The organism is Delftia sp. S65 (assembly GCF_016516495.1).
GTDB lineage: Bacteria > Pseudomonadota > Gammaproteobacteria > Burkholderiales > Burkholderiaceae_C > Comamonas > Comamonas acidovorans.
In genome coordinates this window covers 60,071-79,104 of sequence record NZ_JACVUR010000029.1, presented here as the reverse complement: position 1 = coordinate 79,104, position 19,034 = coordinate 60,071, and the positions used below count along the sequence as shown (strand labels likewise).

Annotated in this window: 16 protein-coding genes and 1 tRNA gene; 8 read left to right on the top strand and 9 right to left on the bottom strand. The window is 66.0% G+C overall.

Features of this window, described 5'->3' with window-relative positions:
• Positions 1-243: 243 nt before the first annotated feature.
• The 6 genes from IAE24_RS20875 to cysS form a co-directional block, all read right to left on the bottom strand.
• A tRNA-Ser gene (locus IAE24_RS20875) sits at positions 244-336 on the bottom strand.
• A gap of 53 nt (positions 337-389) precedes the next feature.
• A complete protein-coding gene (locus IAE24_RS20870) occupies positions 390-1,655 on the bottom strand; it encodes an aspartate kinase (protein ID WP_012204430.1) in 1,266 nt (421 codons plus the stop codon).
• 178 nt (positions 1,656-1,833) lie between these two features.
• Positions 1,834-2,793, bottom strand: coding sequence for a tRNA lysidine(34) synthetase TilS (gene tilS, locus IAE24_RS20865; RefSeq protein ID WP_199961880.1), 960 nt, complete (start codon positions 2,791-2,793; stop codon positions 1,834-1,836).
• A 186-nt stretch (positions 2,794-2,979) separates the two neighbouring features.
• On the bottom strand, positions 2,980-3,957 hold the full coding sequence (locus tag IAE24_RS20860) for an acetyl-CoA carboxylase carboxyltransferase subunit alpha (RefSeq protein ID WP_012204428.1): 978 nt from the start codon (positions 3,955-3,957) through the stop codon (positions 2,980-2,982).
• Between the two features lie 83 nt (positions 3,958-4,040).
• Positions 4,041-4,850 carry a DNA-3-methyladenine glycosylase family protein gene (locus IAE24_RS20855; RefSeq protein ID WP_034391589.1) on the bottom strand — a complete coding sequence of 270 codons (810 nt, stop codon included), beginning with the start codon at positions 4,848-4,850 and terminating at the stop codon, positions 4,041-4,043.
• Between the two features lie 49 nt (positions 4,851-4,899).
• Positions 4,900-6,285 carry a cysteine--tRNA ligase gene (gene cysS / locus IAE24_RS20850; protein WP_013803373.1) on the bottom strand — a complete coding sequence of 462 codons (1,386 nt, stop codon included), beginning with the start codon at positions 6,283-6,285 and terminating at the stop codon, positions 4,900-4,902.
• 204 nt (positions 6,286-6,489) lie between these two features.
• Between cysS and IAE24_RS20845 the strand changes: the two genes are divergently transcribed.
• The 5 genes from IAE24_RS20845 (at position 6,490) to IAE24_RS20825 (ending at position 10,198) form a co-directional block, all read left to right on the top strand.
• Complete coding sequence (locus IAE24_RS20845; RefSeq protein ID WP_013803374.1) at positions 6,490-7,023, top strand: tetratricopeptide repeat protein; 534 nt, start codon at positions 6,490-6,492, stop codon at positions 7,021-7,023.
• Between the two features lie 144 nt (positions 7,024-7,167).
• Positions 7,168-7,755, top strand: coding sequence for a peptidylprolyl isomerase (locus IAE24_RS20840; protein ID WP_199961879.1), 588 nt, complete (start codon positions 7,168-7,170; stop codon positions 7,753-7,755).
• Positions 7,756-7,812: 57 nt separating this feature from the next.
• Positions 7,813-8,319, top strand: a complete 507-nt coding sequence (locus IAE24_RS20835; protein WP_013803376.1) for a peptidylprolyl isomerase — start codon at positions 7,813-7,815, stop codon at positions 8,317-8,319.
• A gap of 164 nt (positions 8,320-8,483) precedes the next feature.
• Positions 8,484-9,332, top strand: a complete 849-nt coding sequence (locus IAE24_RS20830; RefSeq protein WP_199961878.1) for a UDP-2,3-diacylglucosamine diphosphatase — start codon at positions 8,484-8,486, stop codon at positions 9,330-9,332.
• Entirely contained in the window at positions 9,329-10,198 is an 870-nt protein-coding gene (locus IAE24_RS20825) for a zinc-dependent peptidase (RefSeq protein WP_199961877.1), read from the top strand. The genes IAE24_RS20830 and IAE24_RS20825 overlap by 4 nt, the downstream gene beginning before the upstream one ends.
• On the opposite strand, the gene IAE24_RS20820 is transcribed toward IAE24_RS20825, so the two are convergent.
• Positions 10,189-11,157 (bottom strand): LysR family transcriptional regulator, encoded by a 969-nt coding sequence (locus tag IAE24_RS20820; RefSeq protein WP_013803379.1) that lies wholly within the window; start codon positions 11,155-11,157, stop codon positions 10,189-10,191. The two genes, IAE24_RS20825 and IAE24_RS20820, sit on opposite strands and share 10 nt — an antisense overlap.
• Before the next feature lie 66 nt (positions 11,158-11,223).
• Here IAE24_RS20820 and IAE24_RS20815 point away from each other — a divergent pair, with 66 nt between their 5' ends.
• The 3 genes from IAE24_RS20815 (at position 11,224) to IAE24_RS20805 (ending at position 13,767) form a co-directional block, all read left to right on the top strand.
• The gene (locus IAE24_RS20815) at positions 11,224-12,039 is read left to right on the top strand and encodes a sulfite exporter TauE/SafE family protein (protein WP_199961876.1); all 816 of its coding nucleotides are present in this window, start codon (positions 11,224-11,226) and stop codon (positions 12,037-12,039) included.
• Between the two features lie 123 nt (positions 12,040-12,162).
• Positions 12,163-13,497: a DUF2325 domain-containing protein gene (locus IAE24_RS20810; protein WP_199961875.1), complete on the top strand. Its 1,335-nt coding sequence runs from the start codon at positions 12,163-12,165 to the stop codon at positions 13,495-13,497.
• A 57-nt stretch (positions 13,498-13,554) separates the two neighbouring features.
• On the top strand, positions 13,555-13,767 hold the full coding sequence (locus IAE24_RS20805; RefSeq protein WP_043823788.1) for a TOBE domain-containing protein: 213 nt from the start codon (positions 13,555-13,557) through the stop codon (positions 13,765-13,767).
• A gap of 122 nt (positions 13,768-13,889) precedes the next feature.
• Here the strand turns inward: IAE24_RS20805 and IAE24_RS20800 are convergent, their stop codons facing one another.
• Together IAE24_RS20800 and mdeB are read right to left on the bottom strand one after the other, a co-directional pair.
• Positions 13,890-16,070 (bottom strand): c-type cytochrome, encoded by a 2,181-nt coding sequence (locus tag IAE24_RS20800; protein ID WP_199961874.1) that lies wholly within the window; start codon positions 16,068-16,070, stop codon positions 13,890-13,892.
• 323 nt (positions 16,071-16,393) lie between these two features.
• Positions 16,394-19,024, bottom strand: coding sequence for an alpha-ketoglutarate dehydrogenase (gene mdeB / locus IAE24_RS20795; RefSeq protein WP_199961873.1), 2,631 nt, complete (start codon positions 19,022-19,024; stop codon positions 16,394-16,396).
• Between the last annotated feature and the right edge of the window lie 10 nt (positions 19,025-19,034).

Below are 19,034 nucleotides of genomic sequence, written 5' to 3'. Positions count from 1 at the left end.
GAAGCCTTGAATTCTAGCACAGTTTTTAGCGTCGTTGCAATCAAATTTCTTTGATCTTTTCAACACCAGCGATCTGCATCGCCTCTCTTCAGCAGAGCCTTGCATTGTAGCACGTTTTTTCAACCCACCAACAACAAGAACCCCACCGCAGCAACCAGAGCATCAGCTCCAACCACCGGATCAGGCCACCGAAGCAACCCTCTCATAAAAAAAGCCACCCTTGCGGGTGGCTTTTTTCTATCCTGGCGGAAACGGAGGGATTCGAACCCTCGATGAGGCTCTACACCCCATACTCCCTTAGCAGGGGAGCACCTTCGGCCACTCGGTCACGTTTCCGGAATGACGTTATTGTAACGTGCTTTTTTGCCGGTTTCGGCAAAACAATGATTTTATTCCGGCTTGTCGAGACCGAAGGCGGTGTGCAGGGCGCGCACGGCCAGCTCCAGGTACTTCTCGTCGATGACGACGGAGGTCTTGATCTCGGAGGTGGAGATCATCTGGATGTTCACGCCTTCCTGGCTCAGTGCACGGAACATGGTGGATGCCACGCCCACATGGCTGCGCATGCCGATGCCGACAATGCTGACCTTGGCGATGTTGGGGTTGCCGACGACTTCGGTGGCACCCAGGGCGGGCACGACCTTGTCGCGCAGCAGCTCCATGGCGCGTTGGTAGTCGCCCTGGCTGACGGTGAAGCTGAAGTCGGTTTTGCCTTCCTTGCTGATGTTCTGGATGATCACATCGACTTCGATGTTGGCATCAGCCACCGGACCCAGGATGCCGTAGGCGATGCCGGGGGTGTCGGGCACGCCGAGAACGGAGATCTTGGCTTCGCCGCGGTTGAATGCGATGCCGGATACGACGGCCTTTTCCATTTTTTCGTCTTCCTCAAAAGTAATCAGCGTGCCGGAGGTGGATTCCTCCTCCAGGTCGATGTCCCAGGGCGTGAAGCTGGAGAGCACGCGCATGGGCACCTTGTACTTGCCGGCAAATTCCACCGAGCGGATCTGCAGCACCTTGGAGCCGAGGCTGGCCATTTCCAGCATTTCCTCGAAGCTCACGGTGTTCAGGCGCTTGGCGGCCTGCACCACGCGCGGGTCGGTGGTGTAGACGCCGTCCACGTCGGTATAGATAAGGCACTCGGCCGCCTTCAGCGCCGCAGCCACGGCCACGGCAGAGGTGTCGGAGCCGCCACGGCCCAGCGTGGTGACATGTCCGTTGGGATCGATGCCCTGGAAGCCCGTGATGATGACCACGCGGCCAGCGTCGAGTTCGGCGCGAACGCGCTTGTCGTCGATGGACTCGATGCGTGCCTTGGTGAAGCTGCTGTCGGTGCGCACGGGAACTTGCCAGCCCGAGAAGCTGATGGCTTCCACGCCTTCGGCCTGCAGCGCAATGGCCAGCAGTGCCGACGACGCCTGCTCGCCCGTGGAGGCCAGCATGTCGAGTTCACGGTAGTACGCCGTTTTGGCCGAGCCGGGAGCCAGCTCGCTGGCCAGACCCAGCAGACGGTTGGTTTCGCCACTCATGGCGCTGGGGACGACCACCATCTGGTGACCGGCACGAGCCCACTTGGCCACGCGCTTGGCAACGTTGCGGATGCGCTCTGTCGAGCCCATCGAGGTGCCGCCGTATTTATGAACGATCAGTGCCATTGGATATCAGGGTGACGAAACTGCTTGCCACGGCGCTGTACGACAGAGGGATGCCTGTGCAAGCCAGGATGTTCGAGAGGACTGCGCATGAAGCGAAATGTCCGCCCGGACCCGTCTTGCGCAAGCCGTTTGGTTTTGGCGCGCCGCCGGTTTTCGTACAAAGTTGGACCAAAACTCGTCAATTGTACCAATCGAGCACCGACCCCAGGCGCCGCACAAAACCCCGCCCCATCTTGAGATGGATGCGGTGGCCTCGCGTAAGGCAAACGCCGATCTGCGCGAGCAGCTGATCGAGCTGCGCGGCACTGGGCGTGGTGGCATGCACGCTGCGCAACCAGTGGCGCAGCACATTGGCCTGGCGCGCGGGGCTCAGCGCCTGCAAGGCGGTGATGCCGGGGGGGGTGCCGATGGCCGCCAGATCGGCCTGCGCCATCTCCTGCAGAAGTTCGGCCGCCTCGGCGCAATGCCGGCTGCTGCGCGCGAACGTGGCGCGAAACTGGGGAAAGGCCTGCTGCAGCGCGGGCAGCAACTGGGCGCGGATGCGATTGCGCGTATAGCGTGCGTCGGCATTGGTCGGGTCTTCCACCCACGCCTGGCCACGCGCCGCAAGCCAGTCACGCAGGACCTGGCCGGGCAGATCAAGCAGCGGACGATGCCATTCGAGATCCGCCCTGCTCCACTGCGCCGGCATGGCGGCCAACCCGGCCACACCGGCGCCGCGAGACAGGGCCAGCAGCAGCGTCTCGACCTGGTCGTCCGCATGTTGCGCCAGCGCCATGCTGCGAACGGGCGGCAAGGGCTCTCCGCTGGCGCCCTGCCCAGGCCAGGGTTCGCTGGCGGCCTCTATCAGCGTTGCGTAGCGCAGCTGGCGTGCGGCGTCCTCAGGACTTTGGCCCGGCGCGTGGCGCGCGTCCACGCGGCGAATCTTCAAAGGAACGGCATGCTGCGCGCAGACTTTCTCGCACTGGCCGACAAAGGCATCGGCGGCCGACTGCAGACCGTGGTGCACATGGATGGCCACGACCTGGCCCGGCCAGCGCTCGGCGCAGGCCAGCAGCAGTGCCGTGGAGTCCGCACCGCCGCTGAAGGCCACGGCCAGCGGCAGTTGCGGCGCAAAGCGATGGATGGCCGCGTCCAAAGCGGCACCCGGTGCAGCACCTGGTGCGGCATCTGGCGCGGCTGCCGGAACATTGCGCAGTGGGTCGGTGATCGGAATTTCCACAGGCTTGGATCAGAGGTATCAGGACGCGGGCAAGGGATTGGCGCAAAAAGCAAACGGCTCCCAGGGGGAGCCGTTCAGTGTGCCAGAGCGTGGCGCAGGCCTTCAGCGGTTGTCGGCCTTGGTGTCGGCGAAGCGTCCGTAGCTTTGCAGGCGCTCGTAACGGCGGTCCTGCAGTTCCTTGGGCTTGAGGTCCGCCAGCTGGCGATAGGCATCGCCCAGCGCGCGCTTGAGGAAGGCGGCCATTTGCTTGGGGTCGCGGTGGGCGCCGCCCACGGGCTCGTTGACGATCTTGTCCACCAGGCCCAGGGCCTTGAGGCGGTGGGCCGTGATGCCCATGGCATCGGCCGCGTCCTGGGCCTTTTCGCCGGTCTTCCAGAGGATGGAGGCGCAGCCTTCCGGGCTGATCACGGAGTAGACGGCGTATTGCAGCATCAGCACCTGGTCGGCGACGGCAATGGCCAGGGCGCCGCCCGATCCGCCTTCACCGATGACGGTGGTGATGATGGGGGTCTGCAGCTGGGCCATTTCGTAGATGTTGCGGCCGATGGCTTCGGACTGGCCGCGCTCTTCGGCTTCGATGCCGGGGAAGGCGCCAGGCGTGTCCACGAAGGTGAAGACCGGCAGGCCGAACTTTTCGGCCGTCTTCATGAGGCGCAGGGCCTTGCGGTAGCCCTCGGGGCGCGTCATGCCGAAGTTGCGCAGCGTGCGCTCCTTGGTGTCACGGCCCTTCTGGTGGCCGATGACCATGCAGGAAATGCCATTGAAGCGCGCCAGCCCGCCCACGATGGACTGGTCGTCGGCGAAGTGCCGGTCGCCGTGCATCTCGATGAAGTCGGTGAAGCAGTCGCGCACATAGTCCAGCGTGTAGGGACGCTCGGTATGGCGCGCGATCTTGGTGATCTGCCAGGGCGAGAGGTCGCTGTAGATGTCCTTGGTCAGCTGCAGGCTTTTTTTGCTGAGCTGCTCGATCTCTTCCGAGATATCGACTGCGCTTTCGGTCTGCACGTAGCGCAGTTCCTCGATTTTGGATTCGAGCTCGGCGATGGGCTGCTCAAAATCCAGAAAGTTCTTTTTCGCCAACTTGTTTCTCCTTGTCCCAGCCAGGCACGGTGCATGCGTTCCGGCCGGAAAACGGGGGTTGATCGGGTGTGATCGGTTTGTCTTCAGGCTGCAGGCTGCGGTTCGAGCGAGCGCCAAATATACCAAGTCGCCACGGTGCACCACGGCTTCCAGGCCTCGGCAACCTCACGCGCCTCGCTGCGGCTGACGGGGTCGCCTGAAAAATAGTTCTGGCTGATGCCCGATATCAGGCCTGCATCGTCCAGCGGCAGCACATTGGGCCGCTGCAGGTAGAAGATGAGGAACATCTCGGCGGTCCAGCGGCCCACGCCTCGGATGGACATGAGCTCGGCCACGATGGCTTCGTCACTCATGCCCTGCCAGTCGTCCTGGTGCAGGCGGTGCTCGGTGAAGTGCATGGCCAGGTCCACCAGGTAGTCCACCTTGCGGGCAGACAGGCCCACGGCGCGCATGTCGTCCACCTTGAGCTTGAGCACCAGGTCAGGCGCCATGCGGGCGGGCAGGCGCGCGAACTTGTTCCACAGCGTCTGGGCAGCCTTCATCGAGATCTGCTGGCCCACGATGGAGCGCGCCAGCGTGGCGAAGGCATCGCCGCCGGGCTGCAAGGCCAGGTGGGCAAAGCGCGGGATCAGGCGCTTCATCACGCGATCGCGCCGCACCAGCTGGCGGCAAGCCTCGGCCCAGTAGGCCGGGGCACCCTCGGGCGGTGCGGGCAGGGATATCTTGGCCTTGGGAGCGGAGGCAGCGGCAGCGGCGGCCGCAGGCGCCGAACCTGCGCGCGCGCCCAGCGTCACCATCGGCAGCGGGGCCGGTTGCTGTTCGGGCACGGGCAGATCGGCCACCAGCGGCAACTGCTCGAAATCCATGGTGTCCAGGGGTTTGGCGGAGGCCATCAAAGCACCTCCCCGCACCTGGCGCGGCACATCTGGCAAGGCATACGGATCAGCCCTTTGCGGCTGCCTCCCAGGTCGTGCCTGCGGGGGAGTCCTTGAGCACGATGCCCTGTTCCAGCAGCGCCTTGCGGATGCGGTCGGCCTCGGCCCAGTCCTTGGCCGCCTTGGCGGCTGCGCGTGCGGCAATCTGCGCCTCGATGGCGCCGGCATCCATCTCCGAAGTGCCTGCCTGCAGGAAGGCCTGCGGGTCGCCCTGCAGCAGCCCCAGGCAGCCGGCCAATGCCTTGAGCAGGCCCGCCGTCTCGGCACTCTTGCTGCGGTTGACTTCGGCAGCCAGCTCGAACAGCACGGCCACGGCCTCGGGCGTGCCGAAGTCCTCGTCCATGGCCGCCTTGAAGCGTGCGGCAGCGGGATGATTCCAGTCGATGGCAACCTCGGCAGGCGCGACCAGGCTCAGCGCCGTGTACAGGCGCTTGAGCGCGCCGCGTGCGTCGTTCAGGTGCACGTCGCTGTAGTTCAGCGGGCTGCGGTAGTGGCTGCGCACGACGAAGAAGCGCACGGTCTCGGCGTCATACTCCTTGAGCACGTCGCGGATGGTGAAGAAGTTGCCCAGCGACTTGGACATCTTCTCGTTGTCCACGTTGATGAAGCCGTTGTGCATCCAGACCTGCGAGAACGGCTTGCCGGTCGCGCCTTCGCTCTGGGCGATCTCGTTTTCGTGGTGCGGGAACTGCAGGTCGGCGCCGCCGCCGTGGATGTCGAAGCTCTCGCCCAGCATCTCGCAGCCCATGGCCGAGCACTCGATGTGCCAGCCAGGACGGCCCACGCCCCAGGGGCTGGCCCACTTGACCTCTTCCGGCTCGGCGGGCTTGGCGCTTTTCCACAGCACGAAGTCCAGCGGATCCTGCTTGCCGTCCTGCACGGCCACGCGTTCGCCGGCCTGCAATTCGTCCAGCGACTTGCCCGACAGCTTGCCGTAGCCGGGGAATTTGCGCACGGCGAAGTTCACGTCGCCATCCGTGCCCTGATAAGCCAGGCCCTTGTCCTGCAGACGGCCGATCATGGACAGCATCTGCGGCACGTATTCGGTAGCGCGCGGCTCATGCGTGGGGCGCTCGATGCCCAGGGCGTCGGCGTCCTGGTGCAGGGCGTCGATCATGCGGTCGGTCAGCGAGCGGATGGTCTCGCCGTTCTCGACGGCGCGACGGATGATCTTGTCATCGATGTCGGTGATGTTGCGCACATAGGTCACGCGATGGCCGCTGGCACGCAGCCAGCGCTGCACCACATCGAAAGCGACCATGGAGCGTGCGTGTCCCAGGTGACACAGGTCGTACACGGTCATGCCGCACACATACATGCGCACATGGCCCGGTTCGATTGGCGAAAACGCTTCCAATGCACGCGACAGCGTGTTGTAGATACGCAAACTCATGGATGTTTATCAGGGGAGAAAGGGTCGCTGCAGGGGGCGCGTCCCACGCGCCGCCGGACCCTTGGCGCCGATGCAGGCATGCTCAGCAGGGAGCAGGAGCGGCAGGCGCAGAGCCCGTGTGACCCAGCACACCCCTCAGCTACAATTGACCGCAGTATAAGCCCGCGCCGCGGGGCATTCCCCCGAGGCCCCGAAAGCACCTACATGCCTCTACGCAACTCGTTTCGCTCCGCCCTGCGCCTCGCGGCACTGGCGGCCCTGCTCGCAACAGGCCACGCCCACGCCGACGACTATACGGAAGTGAATCAGTTGCTGCGCAACGGCAAGAGCACCCAGGCGCTGGCACGCGCCGATGCCTATCTGGCCAAGAACGCACGCGACCCGCAGATGCGCTTTCTCAAGGCGGTTGCACTGACCGACAGCGGCAAGACAGACGAGGCCATCGCCGCGCTGAACCAGCTCATCGAGGACTACCCCGAGCTGCCCGAGCCCTACAACAATCTGGCGGTCATCTATGCCGGCCAGAACCAGCTCGACAAGGCGCGCTCCGCGCTCGAATCCGCCGTGCGCAACAACCCCAACTACGGCGTCGCCTACGAGAACCTGGGCGACATCCATGCCCGCCTGGCCTACGAGGCCTACTCCAAGGCGCAAGGCCTGGATGGCCGCGCGGCCAGCGTGCGCCCCAAGCTCAAGCTGCTGCGCGACCTGCTGGCACCCGTCACCGCCGCCAAGTAGGCCCCCGGCCCACGCGCGCAGCCCTTGCGCCAGCGCGCGTGCGGCGGTCGATCGGTTCTTGCCATGCCTGGTGCGCACCCGCAGGAACCTGCCCGGTTTTCCCCACTCCATCCCCCAGCCCTTTGGCTTTCACAGGAGATTCGCATGACCACACGCCGCATTGCGTCGCTTTCCCTGGCCGGCATGGCCCTGGCCGCTTCCCTTTTCACCGCCCTGCCCGCCATGGCGCAGAACGCCACGCCCAAGGTGCAGATCAAGACCAGCATGGGCGACATCGTGCTGGAGCTGAACGAAGCCAAGGCCCCCAAGACCGTGGCCAACTTCATGCAGTACGTGCGCGACAAGCACTATGACGGCACGGTGTTCCACCGCGTGATGGACGGCTTCATGATCCAGGGCGGCGGCATGGATGCCAGCCTCAAGGAAAAGCCCACGCGCGCGCCGATTCCGCTGGAGGCGGACAACGGTCTCAAGAATGACCGGGGCACCATCGCCATGGCGCGCACGGGCAACCCCAACTCGGCCACCTCGCAGTTCTTCATCAACGTGGTGAACAACGACATGCTCAACGCGCCCAAGCCTGACGGACTCGGCTACGCCGTCTTCGGCCGCGTGGTCCAGGGCATGGATGTGGTGGACAAAATCCGCACGGTGGCCACGGGCAACCAGGGCATGCACCAGAATGTACCCACCAAGCCGGTGACCATCCTCTCGGCCACCGAAGTCAAGTAAACCGCGCGCCGCGCCTTGCGTGGCACGCCCTTCCCCTCCATCCAACAAGGAATCGCCATGAGCAATCCCCAAGTCGAACTCCACATCGCCGACCACGGCGTCATCACCATCGAACTCGACGCCGCCAAGGCCCCGAAGAGCGCAGAGAACTTCCTGGCCTATGTGAACAAGGGCCACTACAACAACACCATCTTCCATCGCATCATCGATGGCTTCATGATCCAGGGCGGCGGCTTCGAGCCCGGCATGAAGCAAAAGGAGACGGACGCCCCCATCGAGAACGAGGCCAAGAACGGCCTGAAGAACGACAAGTACACCCTGGCCATGGCCCGTACCGGCGACCCGCACTCGGCCACCGCCCAGTTCTTCATCAACGTGGCCGACAACGGCTTCCTGAACCACACCTCGCCCAGCGCACAGGGCTGGGGCTATGCCGTGTTCGGCAAGGTGGTCAAGGGCACCGAGATCGTGGACAAGCTGCGTGGCGTGAAGACCGGCCGCAACGGCGGCCACCAGGACGTGCCCAAGGATGACGTGATCATCGAAAAGGCCGTGGCCCTGTAATCAGGCGCTTGCGCACACGAGGCGGCCGTGCCCTTTCGGGTCCGGCCGCCCTGTTGTCCATGCGCATGGCACCAGGCCGTGCGCATGGACAACAGACCCGCTCCAGAGCCGTCCCAAGGCTCCTACAGCCCTTCATGCAGCGCCCTTGCCGGGTGCCCCGTCCCATGGCCCAGACCGCCGCGCCCCGCCCTCTTCCCGTGCCGCCCATTGCGGCCGAGTGGACACTGCCTGCGGGCTGGCGCACGCTGGAGTTCATCTCGGACCTGCACCTGCAGGCCAGCGAGCCCGCCACCGTGCAGGCCTTCCGGAACTACCTGGCCGCCACGCGGGCCGATGCCGTCTTTCTGCTGGGCGACCTGTTCGAGGTCTGGGTCGGTGACGACGCCCTGCTGGAGCCGGACAGCTTCGAGGCCGAATGCGCCACCGCCATGCGCGCGGCAGCCACCCGCACGCCGTTGTTCTTCATGCAGGGCAACCGCGACTTCCTGACCGGCGCGCAGTTCGATGCGCTGTGCGGCACGACCACGCTGACCGATCCCACCGTGCTTGACTGCGGCGACCAGCGCATCCTGCTCAGCCATGGCGATGCCCTGTGCCTGGACGATGTGGACTACCAGCGCTTTCGCGCCATGGCCCGCTCGGCGGCCTGGCAGGCCGGCTTCCTGGCCCAGCCGCTGCAGGTGCGCCGCGACCAGGCACGCGGCATTCGGCAGGAGAGCGAATCGCGCAAGCGGGAATCGGACGGCCATGGCGCCGCCATGCCCACCTATGCCGACCTTGACGCGCAGGCCACCCGCAGCTGGCTGCATGCCGCAGGTGCCACCACCCTGATCCACGGCCACACGCACCGCCCGGCCGACCATGACCTGGGCGATGGCCTGCGGCGCATCGTGCTCAGCGACTGGGATCTGGCGGCGCCCGCGCCCCGCGCCGAGGTGCTGCGCTGGGAGCGCGGCATGGGCCTGCAGCGCCTGCCGCTGTCCGATGTTCTTGAACAGGCCAGCCCGCCATGAGCCTTTGGCAACAAATGGGCCGCTGGGTCCGCAGACTGGGCCGCCGCGCACGCTCCACGGTGTCGCCGGTGCCCGAGATTCCTGCGCCGCTGTGGCTGTCCACGCTGGCCGCATACCCTTTTCTCGCGTCGCTGACGCTGGAGGAGCAATCCAAGCTGCGCGCCCTGGCAGCCGTCTTCCTGCAGCGCAAGCGCTTCCACGGCGCGCACGGCCTGCAAGTGAGCGATGCCATGGCGCTGGAGATTGCCGCCCAGGCCTGCCTGCCCCTGCTGCACTGGGGCGAGCCGCAGGGCGCGCTGTCCTGGTATGACGACTTTGTCGGCATCGTGGTGCACCCGGGCGATGCCGTGGCGCGGCGCCAGAGCATGGACGAGGCCGGCGTCATCCACGACTACGACGAAGTGATCATGGGCGAGGCCATGCATGGTGGCCCCGTCATGCTGAGCTGGCAGGCCATTGGCGCAGGCCGCGGGCCGCATGCCAGCCACCACGGTCACGGCGGCCAGGTAGCCAACGTGGTGATCCATGAATTCGCCCACAAGATCGACATGCGCAACGGCGGTGCCGACGGCTGCCCGCCCCTGCCGCCCGGTTTCATGGGCAGCGGCTCCGCGCGCCAGGCCCGCGAGATATGGCAGGCCGCCTGGGCGCCGGCCTACGACGCCTTTCGTGAGCAGATCACCATCGCCGAACGCTTTGGTGGCGAATGGCCCTGGCTGGACGGCTATGGCGCCACGGCGCCCGCCGAATTCTTCGCCGTGGCCTGCGAGGCCTTCTTCGTGGACCGCGCCCGCTTTGCCCTGGAATTTCCCACGCTGGCGCCGCTGCTGGCTGCGCTCTTCAAGCCGGCCACCAGTCAATCCTGATCGGAGCAAACCTCCTTCAGCGCCTGGGCGAACAGGCGCTGCTCCTCGTACTGCCCGCCCGCCTTGCGCTCGAACAGGGTGATAGGCGGAAGGGTCCAGCCGAAACGGTGGCGCACAATGCCCACGCCCGCGATGCGCACCAGTTCCTCGGCAATGTCGGCCGGCACGATGGACACGGCCCGCTCATTGGCCGCCACCAGTTCGCCGATCACCTTGGCCGAGAGCGTTTCCACAAACGGCGGCGGCGGCTCCACGCCCGCGCGCAGAAAAAAGTCGGTGATCTGCTCGCGCATGGGCGTGCGGCGCTGGCCCAGCACCCAGTCAAGCCCCGTGAGTTCGGCCCATTGCAGAGGCCGGCGCCCCAGCCGCGTGGCCAGGCTGCGGTGGGCGATCAGGCGAGGCTCCTGCTCATAAAGCACGCTGTGCCGTATGCCGCTCATGTCCAGCACGGCCGAGGCGCGGCCAATCACGCAGTCCAGCTCATGCGCGCGCAACTTTTGCAGCAGGCGGTCGCTGGTGTCCTCATGCAGCGTGACCGTGATGCGCCGGCCTTGCGGCCGCGTCCTGCCGATGGCATCGGCCAGCATGCGCGCCGGCAGAAAGGGGATGACACCCACCTGCAGGTGCGCCGCACGCTGCTGCCCCACGGCCTCGATGTCGTGGGCCCAATGGTCCAGATCGGCCAGCATGCCCCGGGCGCGCGCCAGCACCAGCGCGCCCAGCTCCGTAGGCTCCATGCCGCGCGCAGAACGCAGGAACAGCGGCGCGCCGAACAATGACTCCAGCTCGGCCAGGGCCTGGGTCACGGCGGGCTGGCTGGTGGCCATGCGCTCGGCCACGCGGGTCAGCGTGCCCAGCTCGCTGATGGAGCGCAGCAGCAGCAAATGCTTCATCTTCAGGCGCGTGGCCATGCGGTGGGCCAGTTGGGCAGCGGTCGATGCAGTGCGGTTTTGCGGCATGGATTCAGGTGTGGCGCGGCATAAGCAAAACCATATTGAACAATAAAAACAAACGAATTTCTGCTTATGCATGCGTTCCAGAATTCCTGCGTCTTGCACACCCAAAACGAAAGGACCAGGCAGACCATGGATGGCATGTTTTTCATCATCGCGCTGGGCGCGGCGGCGGCCGGATTCGTGCAGGGCCTGTCGGGCTTCGCCTTCGGCATGGTGGCCATGTCGTTCTGGGCCTGGGTGCTGGAGCCGCGCGATGCGGCCGTGCTCACCGTCTTCGGCTCGCTGCTGGGCCAGGTGCTGTCGGCCATCACCGTGCGGCGCGGGTTTGCGCTGGCAAAGCTGCTGCCCTTCATCCTGGGCGGTCTTGCCGGCATTCCGCTGGGCGTCTTGCTGCTGCCGCACCTGGACATGGCCTGGTTCAAGGCCCTGCTGGGCGGCATGCTGGTGCTGTGGTGCCCGGTGATGCTGCTGTCGGCCCGGCTGCCCAGGCTGGCGCGCGGCGGCCGCCTGGCCGATGGTGCCGTGGGCCTGGCGGGCGGCGTGATGGGCGGACTGGGCGGCTTCACGGGCACGCTGCCCACGCTGTGGTGCACGCTGCGCGGCTACCCCAAGGATGAGCAGCGCTCCGTCATCCAGAACTTCAACCTGTCCATGCTGGCCGTGACCATGGCCACCTACCTGGGCACCTGCATGGTCACGCGCAGCATGCTGCCGCTGTTCGCCATCGTGGCGCCGGCCATGCTCATTCCATCGTTGCTGGGCTCCAGGCTCTATATCGGTATCAGCGAGGCACGGTTCCGGCAGATCGTGCTGAGCCTGCTGTGCCTGTCCGGCGTGGCCCTGCTGGCGTCTTCCGTGCCCGTACTTTTGCAGCGCGCGGCCTGAGCGCGCCGCGCGCCCACACTCCATCGGCTAACGGCAGTCAACTATGTGAACCTCTGGCACACACCGCGCTATGCTTCATCGTATATTACGAACTGCACCAGCCCTTCCATGAGAGGCCTTCCGATGTTGACGCCCCCCTTCAAACTCAGCGCAGGCGGCATGGCCGCCCTGGGCGCCGCCGTGTCGGCAGGCGCGTTGCAGTCCGGGGACGGCCAGTGCTGCGGGCACGATCATGTCCACGAAGAGCATGGCGGCGCAGCGCACGCCCAGGCGCGCACCCGGCTCTACCAGCTGGACACGCATCTGCACTGCTCGGTGATAGGTACCTGCCTGAGCCCGGCCGAGCTGCGCAAGCTGATGGGCAGGCACATGGATATCAAGGGCAAGACCGACCTGGAACTGCACCACCAGGCCGTGGGCCTGGCGCATGAGAACGGCGACCTGTCCAAGGCCATCCACAAGGCGCTGGACCAGCGCCATGCCGCCGTGATCAAGGGCTTTGCCGCCGCCCAGGACGAGGCTGCACTGGAGGCCGCGTGGAAGCAGGCCTGGCAGCAGGGCGAGATTCCGGGCGCCTACTGGGCCCTGCTCACGCACAAGTGCACCAGCTTTGCGCTGCGGCAAATGGCCTTTGGCGAGGTGCACATGCTGTCGCACCTGATGGGATCGGCCAACCGGCATGAACTCAAGCGCTTCGTGGCACTGGAAAAGGAAAACCTGGAACTGCAGGACAAGCTGGAACGCGAACGCCAGCGCCACCACCAATCCCAGCTCGAACGTGATGCGCTGGCCGGCCAGCTGCGCCAGCAGTCCCTGGACTTCGAAGCCCGCCTGTCGCAACTCAGGGCAGGGACAGCCCCTGGAGGCGAGACCCGCCCCGCCGATGCCGGCGCCCTGGTCGGCATGCACACCGAACGGCGCGAGCGTGCAGAACGCGCTGCCGAACAGGCCTGGGCCGAGGCTGGCCGCCTGCAGCAGATGGCCGAGCAATTGCAGCAGCGCGTGCAATGGCTGGCCGAGGAACTGGCCGCCGCCGAAAAGGAACTGCATCGCGCCGCCACCCAGCCCCAGGCCCCCGATGCCGCGCAGCAGCAGGCGCTGCAGGGCCGCAAGCTGCTCTACGTGGGCGGGCGCCCCAGCTCCACCCCCGCCATACGCGACCATGTACAGCGCCATGGCGGCGAGTTCCTGCACCACGACGGCGGGCTGGAGACGCGCAAGGGCCTGCTGGCCGCGCAGCTGCCGCGCGTCGACCTGGTGGTGTTCCCCGTGGACTGCGTGGACCATGATTCCGTGGTCAACCTCAAGCGCCTCAGCGAGCGGCATGGCGTGCCCTTCATCGCGCTGCGCACGGCCAGCCTGGCCAGCTTCGCGGCCACCGTGGCGCGCGAGTTGGCACCGCCCGACGCGGGAACCCGCACCACCAGCGCATCACACTTTTGCCTGCGCCACGGTTGATGGTGCCGCGTGGCGCGGACTAACATCCGGTCTTTGCACATCCATCAGGAGTCCAGCATGAAGATCAGCGCGCGCAATGTGCTTTCGGGCACGGTCGTTTCCATCGTCCGGGGTCCGGTCAGCACGGAAGTGACGCTGGAGATCGCCCCCGGCATCCAGATCACTTCGAGCATCACCAGCAATTCGGCCGATGCGCTGGGCCTCAAGGAAGGCGCCAAGGCCTATGGCGTGATCAAGGCCTCGTCCGTGATGATCGGCGTGGACGACTGAAGCCCGGGAAACCAGGCGCGACACGTACGCAAGAAGCACAAGGCCCGGCGCGGGGAATCCAGCGCCGGGCCTTGTGTTTTCAGGATTTAATCAGTACCTCAGTACCTCAGTACCTCTGCATCTCAGTACCGCGCATCGGCCGGCTTCTTGTCCTTGGGCCAGTCCTTGTGCTTGTTGGCAAAGTCTGGGCGCGGCTGGTGGCTGAAGTACTCGGCCACGTCCACGGCCTCCTGGTCGCTGAGGCCGCCCTGGCCCAGCGGGAAGTTGCCATGGAAGGCGATGGGCATGTTGCGCTTGACGAAGGCCGCTGCCGTGTAGGTGCGCGCCATGCCCGCGCCGATGTTGAAGGACTCATCACCCCACAGCGGCGGATAGACCCACTGGCCCTTGGCATTCTTCACGCCCTCGCCCTCGCCGCCATGGCAGACCGCGCACTGGGCCGCATAGACCTTCTTGCCGTTGTCCACGTTGGGCACGATGGACTGGCTGATCTTGCCCACGCCCCGGCCTTCGACCTTGTCTTCGGGTTTGGTTTCGCGGCGCATCCAGTCGAAGTAGGCCACCATGGCCTTGATCTCGTCGGACTCCAGCGGCAGCGGCTTGCCGTTCATGGAGCGCAGGAAGCAGCCATTGATGCGGTCCTCCAGCGTGATGACGCGGCCCGCGCGCGGCGCATAGCCGGGGAAGAAGGCCGAGACACCGATGTAGGGCGAACCATCGGCCACCGTGCCCGCGTTCAGGTGGCAGCTGGCGCAGTTCAGCGCATTGCCCACATTCCTGGGCAGCAGGTCACGCGTCTCTATGTTCAGGCGGGCGCCGTAGACCAGTTGCTTCGCGTTGGATTCGTCCAGCATGGCGGCCAGGCGCGGCGTCTCGAAGGGGCGTGCGCTTTCGCCCTTGGCGTCGAGCTGCTTGCGCATGGATTGCACCTCCTTGGCATGGATCTCGCGCGCATCGGCACGGCCCCAGCTCTTGCGGGCGAAGTTGAGGATGTCGGCGATCTCCGCATCTTTGAGCTGTGCGAAGGCCGGCATGGTCAGCGGCCGTGCATGGCTTTGCGTGACGGGCGCCTTCCAGCCCACCAGCATCAGATGGATCAGCGTGGACGGGTCCTGCGACTGCAGCGAGAAATTGCCGGCCAGTGGCGGGAACACGTCCTTCACGCCACCGCCATCGGCACGGTGGCAGTCGGCGCAGAACTGCAGATAGCCCAGGCCGCCCCGGCTGCCGTAGAGATCGGCAGGCACGTCGGAAGACACTGCCGACGTGGCGGACGGCGCATGCCCGGAGGCCTGCGGCGCCGGATGCGGGGCGATGACCGGCCCCGGCCCCTGGGCCACCTGCATGGGCAGATCGTTCTTGCCTGCGGGCAGCGACTTCAGATAAGTGCCAATGGCCAGCAGGTCCGCATCGCTCATGTACTGCGTGCTGTGCTGCACCACATCGACCATGTTGCCGGAGACCGTGCCGTGGCTGTTGCGCCCGGTCTTGAGCAACTGGGCGGTTTCCTCGGGTGTCCACAGATTGCGCAGGCTCAGCGCGCGCCAGTTCTCCACGGTCTCGCCGGCCAGGAAATACTCGCCCTTGCTGCCCTCGCCGGTCATGGTCTTTTCCTGGAAGCCCACGCCGCGCGGCGTATGGCAGGCGCCGCAGTGGCCCAGGCCCTGCACCAGGTAGGCACCCCGGTTCCACTGGGCAGTTTGCTGCGGCTGGGGCTGGAAGGGCGTGTCATCCAGAAACACCCAGTTCCACAGCGCCAGGCCCCAGCGCTGGTTGAAGGGAAAGCCCAGGTCGGATTCCTTGTTGGCCGCCTTCACGGGCGCCACGCCCTGCAGCAGATAGGCGTACAGGGCCTGCATGTCCTCGGCCGTCATCTTGGCGTAGGAGGGATAGGGCATGGCCGGGTACATGTTGCGGCCATCGGCCGCGACGCCCTTGCGCATGGCGCGGTCGAAATGCTCGAAGCTGTATTTGCCCATGCCCGTATCGGCGTCGGGCGAGATATTGGTGGAATAGATCTTGCCGAATGGCGTCTCCAGCGCCAGCCCACCACCCATGGGCTGGGATTTATTGCCGGTGTGGCAGGCAACGCAATCTCCCAGGCGTGCGATATATCGGCCGCGATCGACCAGGGTTCTTTGCTCCGCCGTCAGGTCCGCTGCGTAATCGGCAGGCAGGTCATCAATGATTTGTGGCATTTGCGCATGGTCCACTCCGGGCGCCGGCGCCGAAATGGCCAGTTGCCAGGCTGCGGCCGACAGCGCGGCCACGCACAGCAGGCCTTGCTTGAGCGAGAGTTTCATCGTCTTCGATCCCGTGAAATAAATTATTATCGAAAGAGAAAATCGGATATTGACGAGATATTCCACCCAATGCATGCAACCATTGCAGCAAATATTAATCTCTTTGCGCAATATCTTCTTATATATACAAATTCTAGTGGAATCACCCTATTTTTTTGATGCAATCCGACGAAAAAGATAAGTCACTTTCGCATTTAACGCGGGCTTAATCCATCCACAGGAAAGGTGGCGGCGCAAATGGGGGCGCAGCAATGCAAAGCGGCCCCGCGAAGGGGCCGCCATGTGTACATCCCGGGGATGCCGGGTGCGTGGAAAGGCTCGGCTCAACCCGCGTGGATCATCCGGCGCGCAGCCTGCGCCACGCTGTGTGCATCCACCCCAAAGTAGCCGCGCAGCGCCGCACGCGTGTCGCTGCGGCCGAAGCCGTCCGTGCCCAGCGTGAGGAAACGGCGGCCTGCGGGCAGGAAGGCGCGCACGGTCTCGGGCACGGCGCGCACATAGTCGGTGGCAGCAATCACCGGGCCCTGCGTGCCGTCCAGCAGTTGGGCGATCCAGGGCTGGCCAGGTGCCTCACCTGCCAGCATGCGCTGCTCGCAGGCCACGCCATCGCGCGCCAGTTCGCTCCAGCTGGTCACGCTGACCACGGTGGCGGCCATGCCCTCGCTGGCCAATTGCTCGGCGGCCTTGAGCACTTCGGTGAGGATGGCACCCGATCCCAGCAAGGTGACATGCTGCGTGGCACGGCCCGCATCGCCAAAGCGGCCGAACACATAGCCGCCGCGCAGCACGCCTTCGGCCGCGCCCGGTGGCAGGTCGGGCTGGGCGTAGTTCTCGTTCATCAGGGTGATGTAGTAGAAAACGTCGCGCTGCTCGACCAGCATCTCGCGCATGCCGGCGTCCAGGATCACGGCCAGCTCGCCCGCATGCGCGGGGTCCCAGGCCTTGCAGTTGGGAATGGTGGCCGCCACCAGATGGCTGGAGCCGTCCTGGTGCTGCAGGCCTTCTCCGCCCAGCGTGGTGCGGCCCGAGGTGGCGCCCAGCAGAAAGCCGCGCGCCCGCTGGTCGGCCGCCGCCCAGATGGCGTCGCCCACGCGCTGGAAGCCGAACATGGAGTAGTAGATGTAGAACGGCAGCATGGCCAGGCCGTGCACGCTGTAGCTGGTGGCCGCCGCCGTCCAGCTGGCGATGGCGCCGGCCTCGCTGATGCCCTCCTCCAGGATCTGGCCGTCCAGCGCCTCGCGGTAGGACAGCACCGAGCCGATGTCTTCGGGCGCGTAGCGCTGCCCCAGGCTGCTGTAGATGCCCACCTGCTTGAACAGGTTGGCCATGCCGAAGGTGCGCGCCTCGTCCGCCACGATGGGCACGATGCGCGGACCCAGCTGCGCGTCCTTGAGCAGGCCGCCCAGCATGCGCACGAAGGCCATGGTGGTGCTCATCTCCTTGCCGGCAGGCGCCAGCGCGAACTGCGCGTACTGGTCCAGGGCGGGCACGGGCACGCGGTCGCACACGGTTTCGCGGCGCGGCAGTGCGCCGCCCAGGGCCGTGCGGCGATCGCGCAGGTACTGCATCTCGGCGCTGTCATCGGCAGGTTTATGGAAGGCCAGGCCCTTGGCCTGCTCGTCACTGAGCGGCAGGTTGAAGCGGTTGCGGAACTCGATCAGGTCGGACTCGTCCAGCTTCTTCTGGCTGTGCGTGGTCATCTTGCCCTGCCCGGCCGATCCCATGCCGTAGCCCTTCTTGGTATGGGCAAGGATGACCGTGGGCTGGCCGCGATGGGCGGCAGCCGCCGCATAGGCCGCATGGATCTTCACCAGGTCATGGCCGCCACGCTTCAAGCGGTCGATCTGCTCGTCCGTCAGGCCCTGGGCCAGGGCGGCAAGCTCGGGGTTCTGTCCGAAGAAATGCTCGCGGTTGTAGCGTCCGTCCTTGGCGGCGAAGGTCTGCATCTGCCCGTCCACCGTGCCGCCCAGCGTGCGTGCCAGGGTGCCGATGAGGTCGCGCGCAAACAGCCCGTCCCAGTCGCTGCCCCACAGCAGCTTGACCACGTTCCAGCCCGCGCCCGCGAACAGCCGCTCCAGCTCATCGACGATGCGGCCGTTGCCGCGCACCGGGCCGTCCAGACGCTGCAGATTGCAGTTGACCACCCAGACCAGGTTGTCCAGCCCCTCGCGCGCGGCCAGCGTGAGGGCGCTCATGCTTTCGGGCTCGTCCATCTCGCCGTCGCCGAACACGCCCCAGACCTTGCGTTCCTGGCAGTCCAGCAGGCGGCGGTGCGTGAGATAGCGCATGAAGCGGGCGTGGTAGATGCTGCTGATGGGGCCAATGCCCATGGAGCCCGTCGGGAACTGCCAGAAATCGGGCATCAGCCAGGGATGCGGATAGCTGGACAGGCCCTGTGCGCCTGCAGCCGGCGCGCTGATCTCCTGGCGGTAGTGCTGCAGGTCCTGCTCGGTCAGCCGCCCTTCCAGGAAGGCCCGCGCATACACGCCGGGCGCGCTGTGCGGCTGGAAGAACACCAGGTCGCCCCGGTGCTGGCCCGGCGCAAGTCCCTCCCGGGCATGGAAGAAATGGTTGAACCCGGTCTCGAACAGGTCGGCCGCGCTGGCGTAGCTGGCAATATGGCCGCCCAGCTCGCCATAGGCCTGGTTGGCGCGCACCACCATGGCCAGCGCGTTCCAGCGCATGATGGACGCCAGCCGCTCCTCGATGGCCAGGTCGCCCGGAAACACCGGCTGCTGCTGCGCCGCCACGCTGTTCACATAGGGCGTATTCAGGTCGGGCTGCCAGCCCAGGCGCTGCTCGCGCGCCATGCGCGCCAGCTCTTCCAGCACGAAGCGCGCGCGCTGCGGACCTTCTGTGGCGACCAGGGCCAGAAAGGCCTCGCGCCATTCGGCGGTTTCCTGGGGATCGGTATCGATATCGGCCAGCGCGGCCAGTGGCGTGGGTGCGTTCATGTCCGCCACT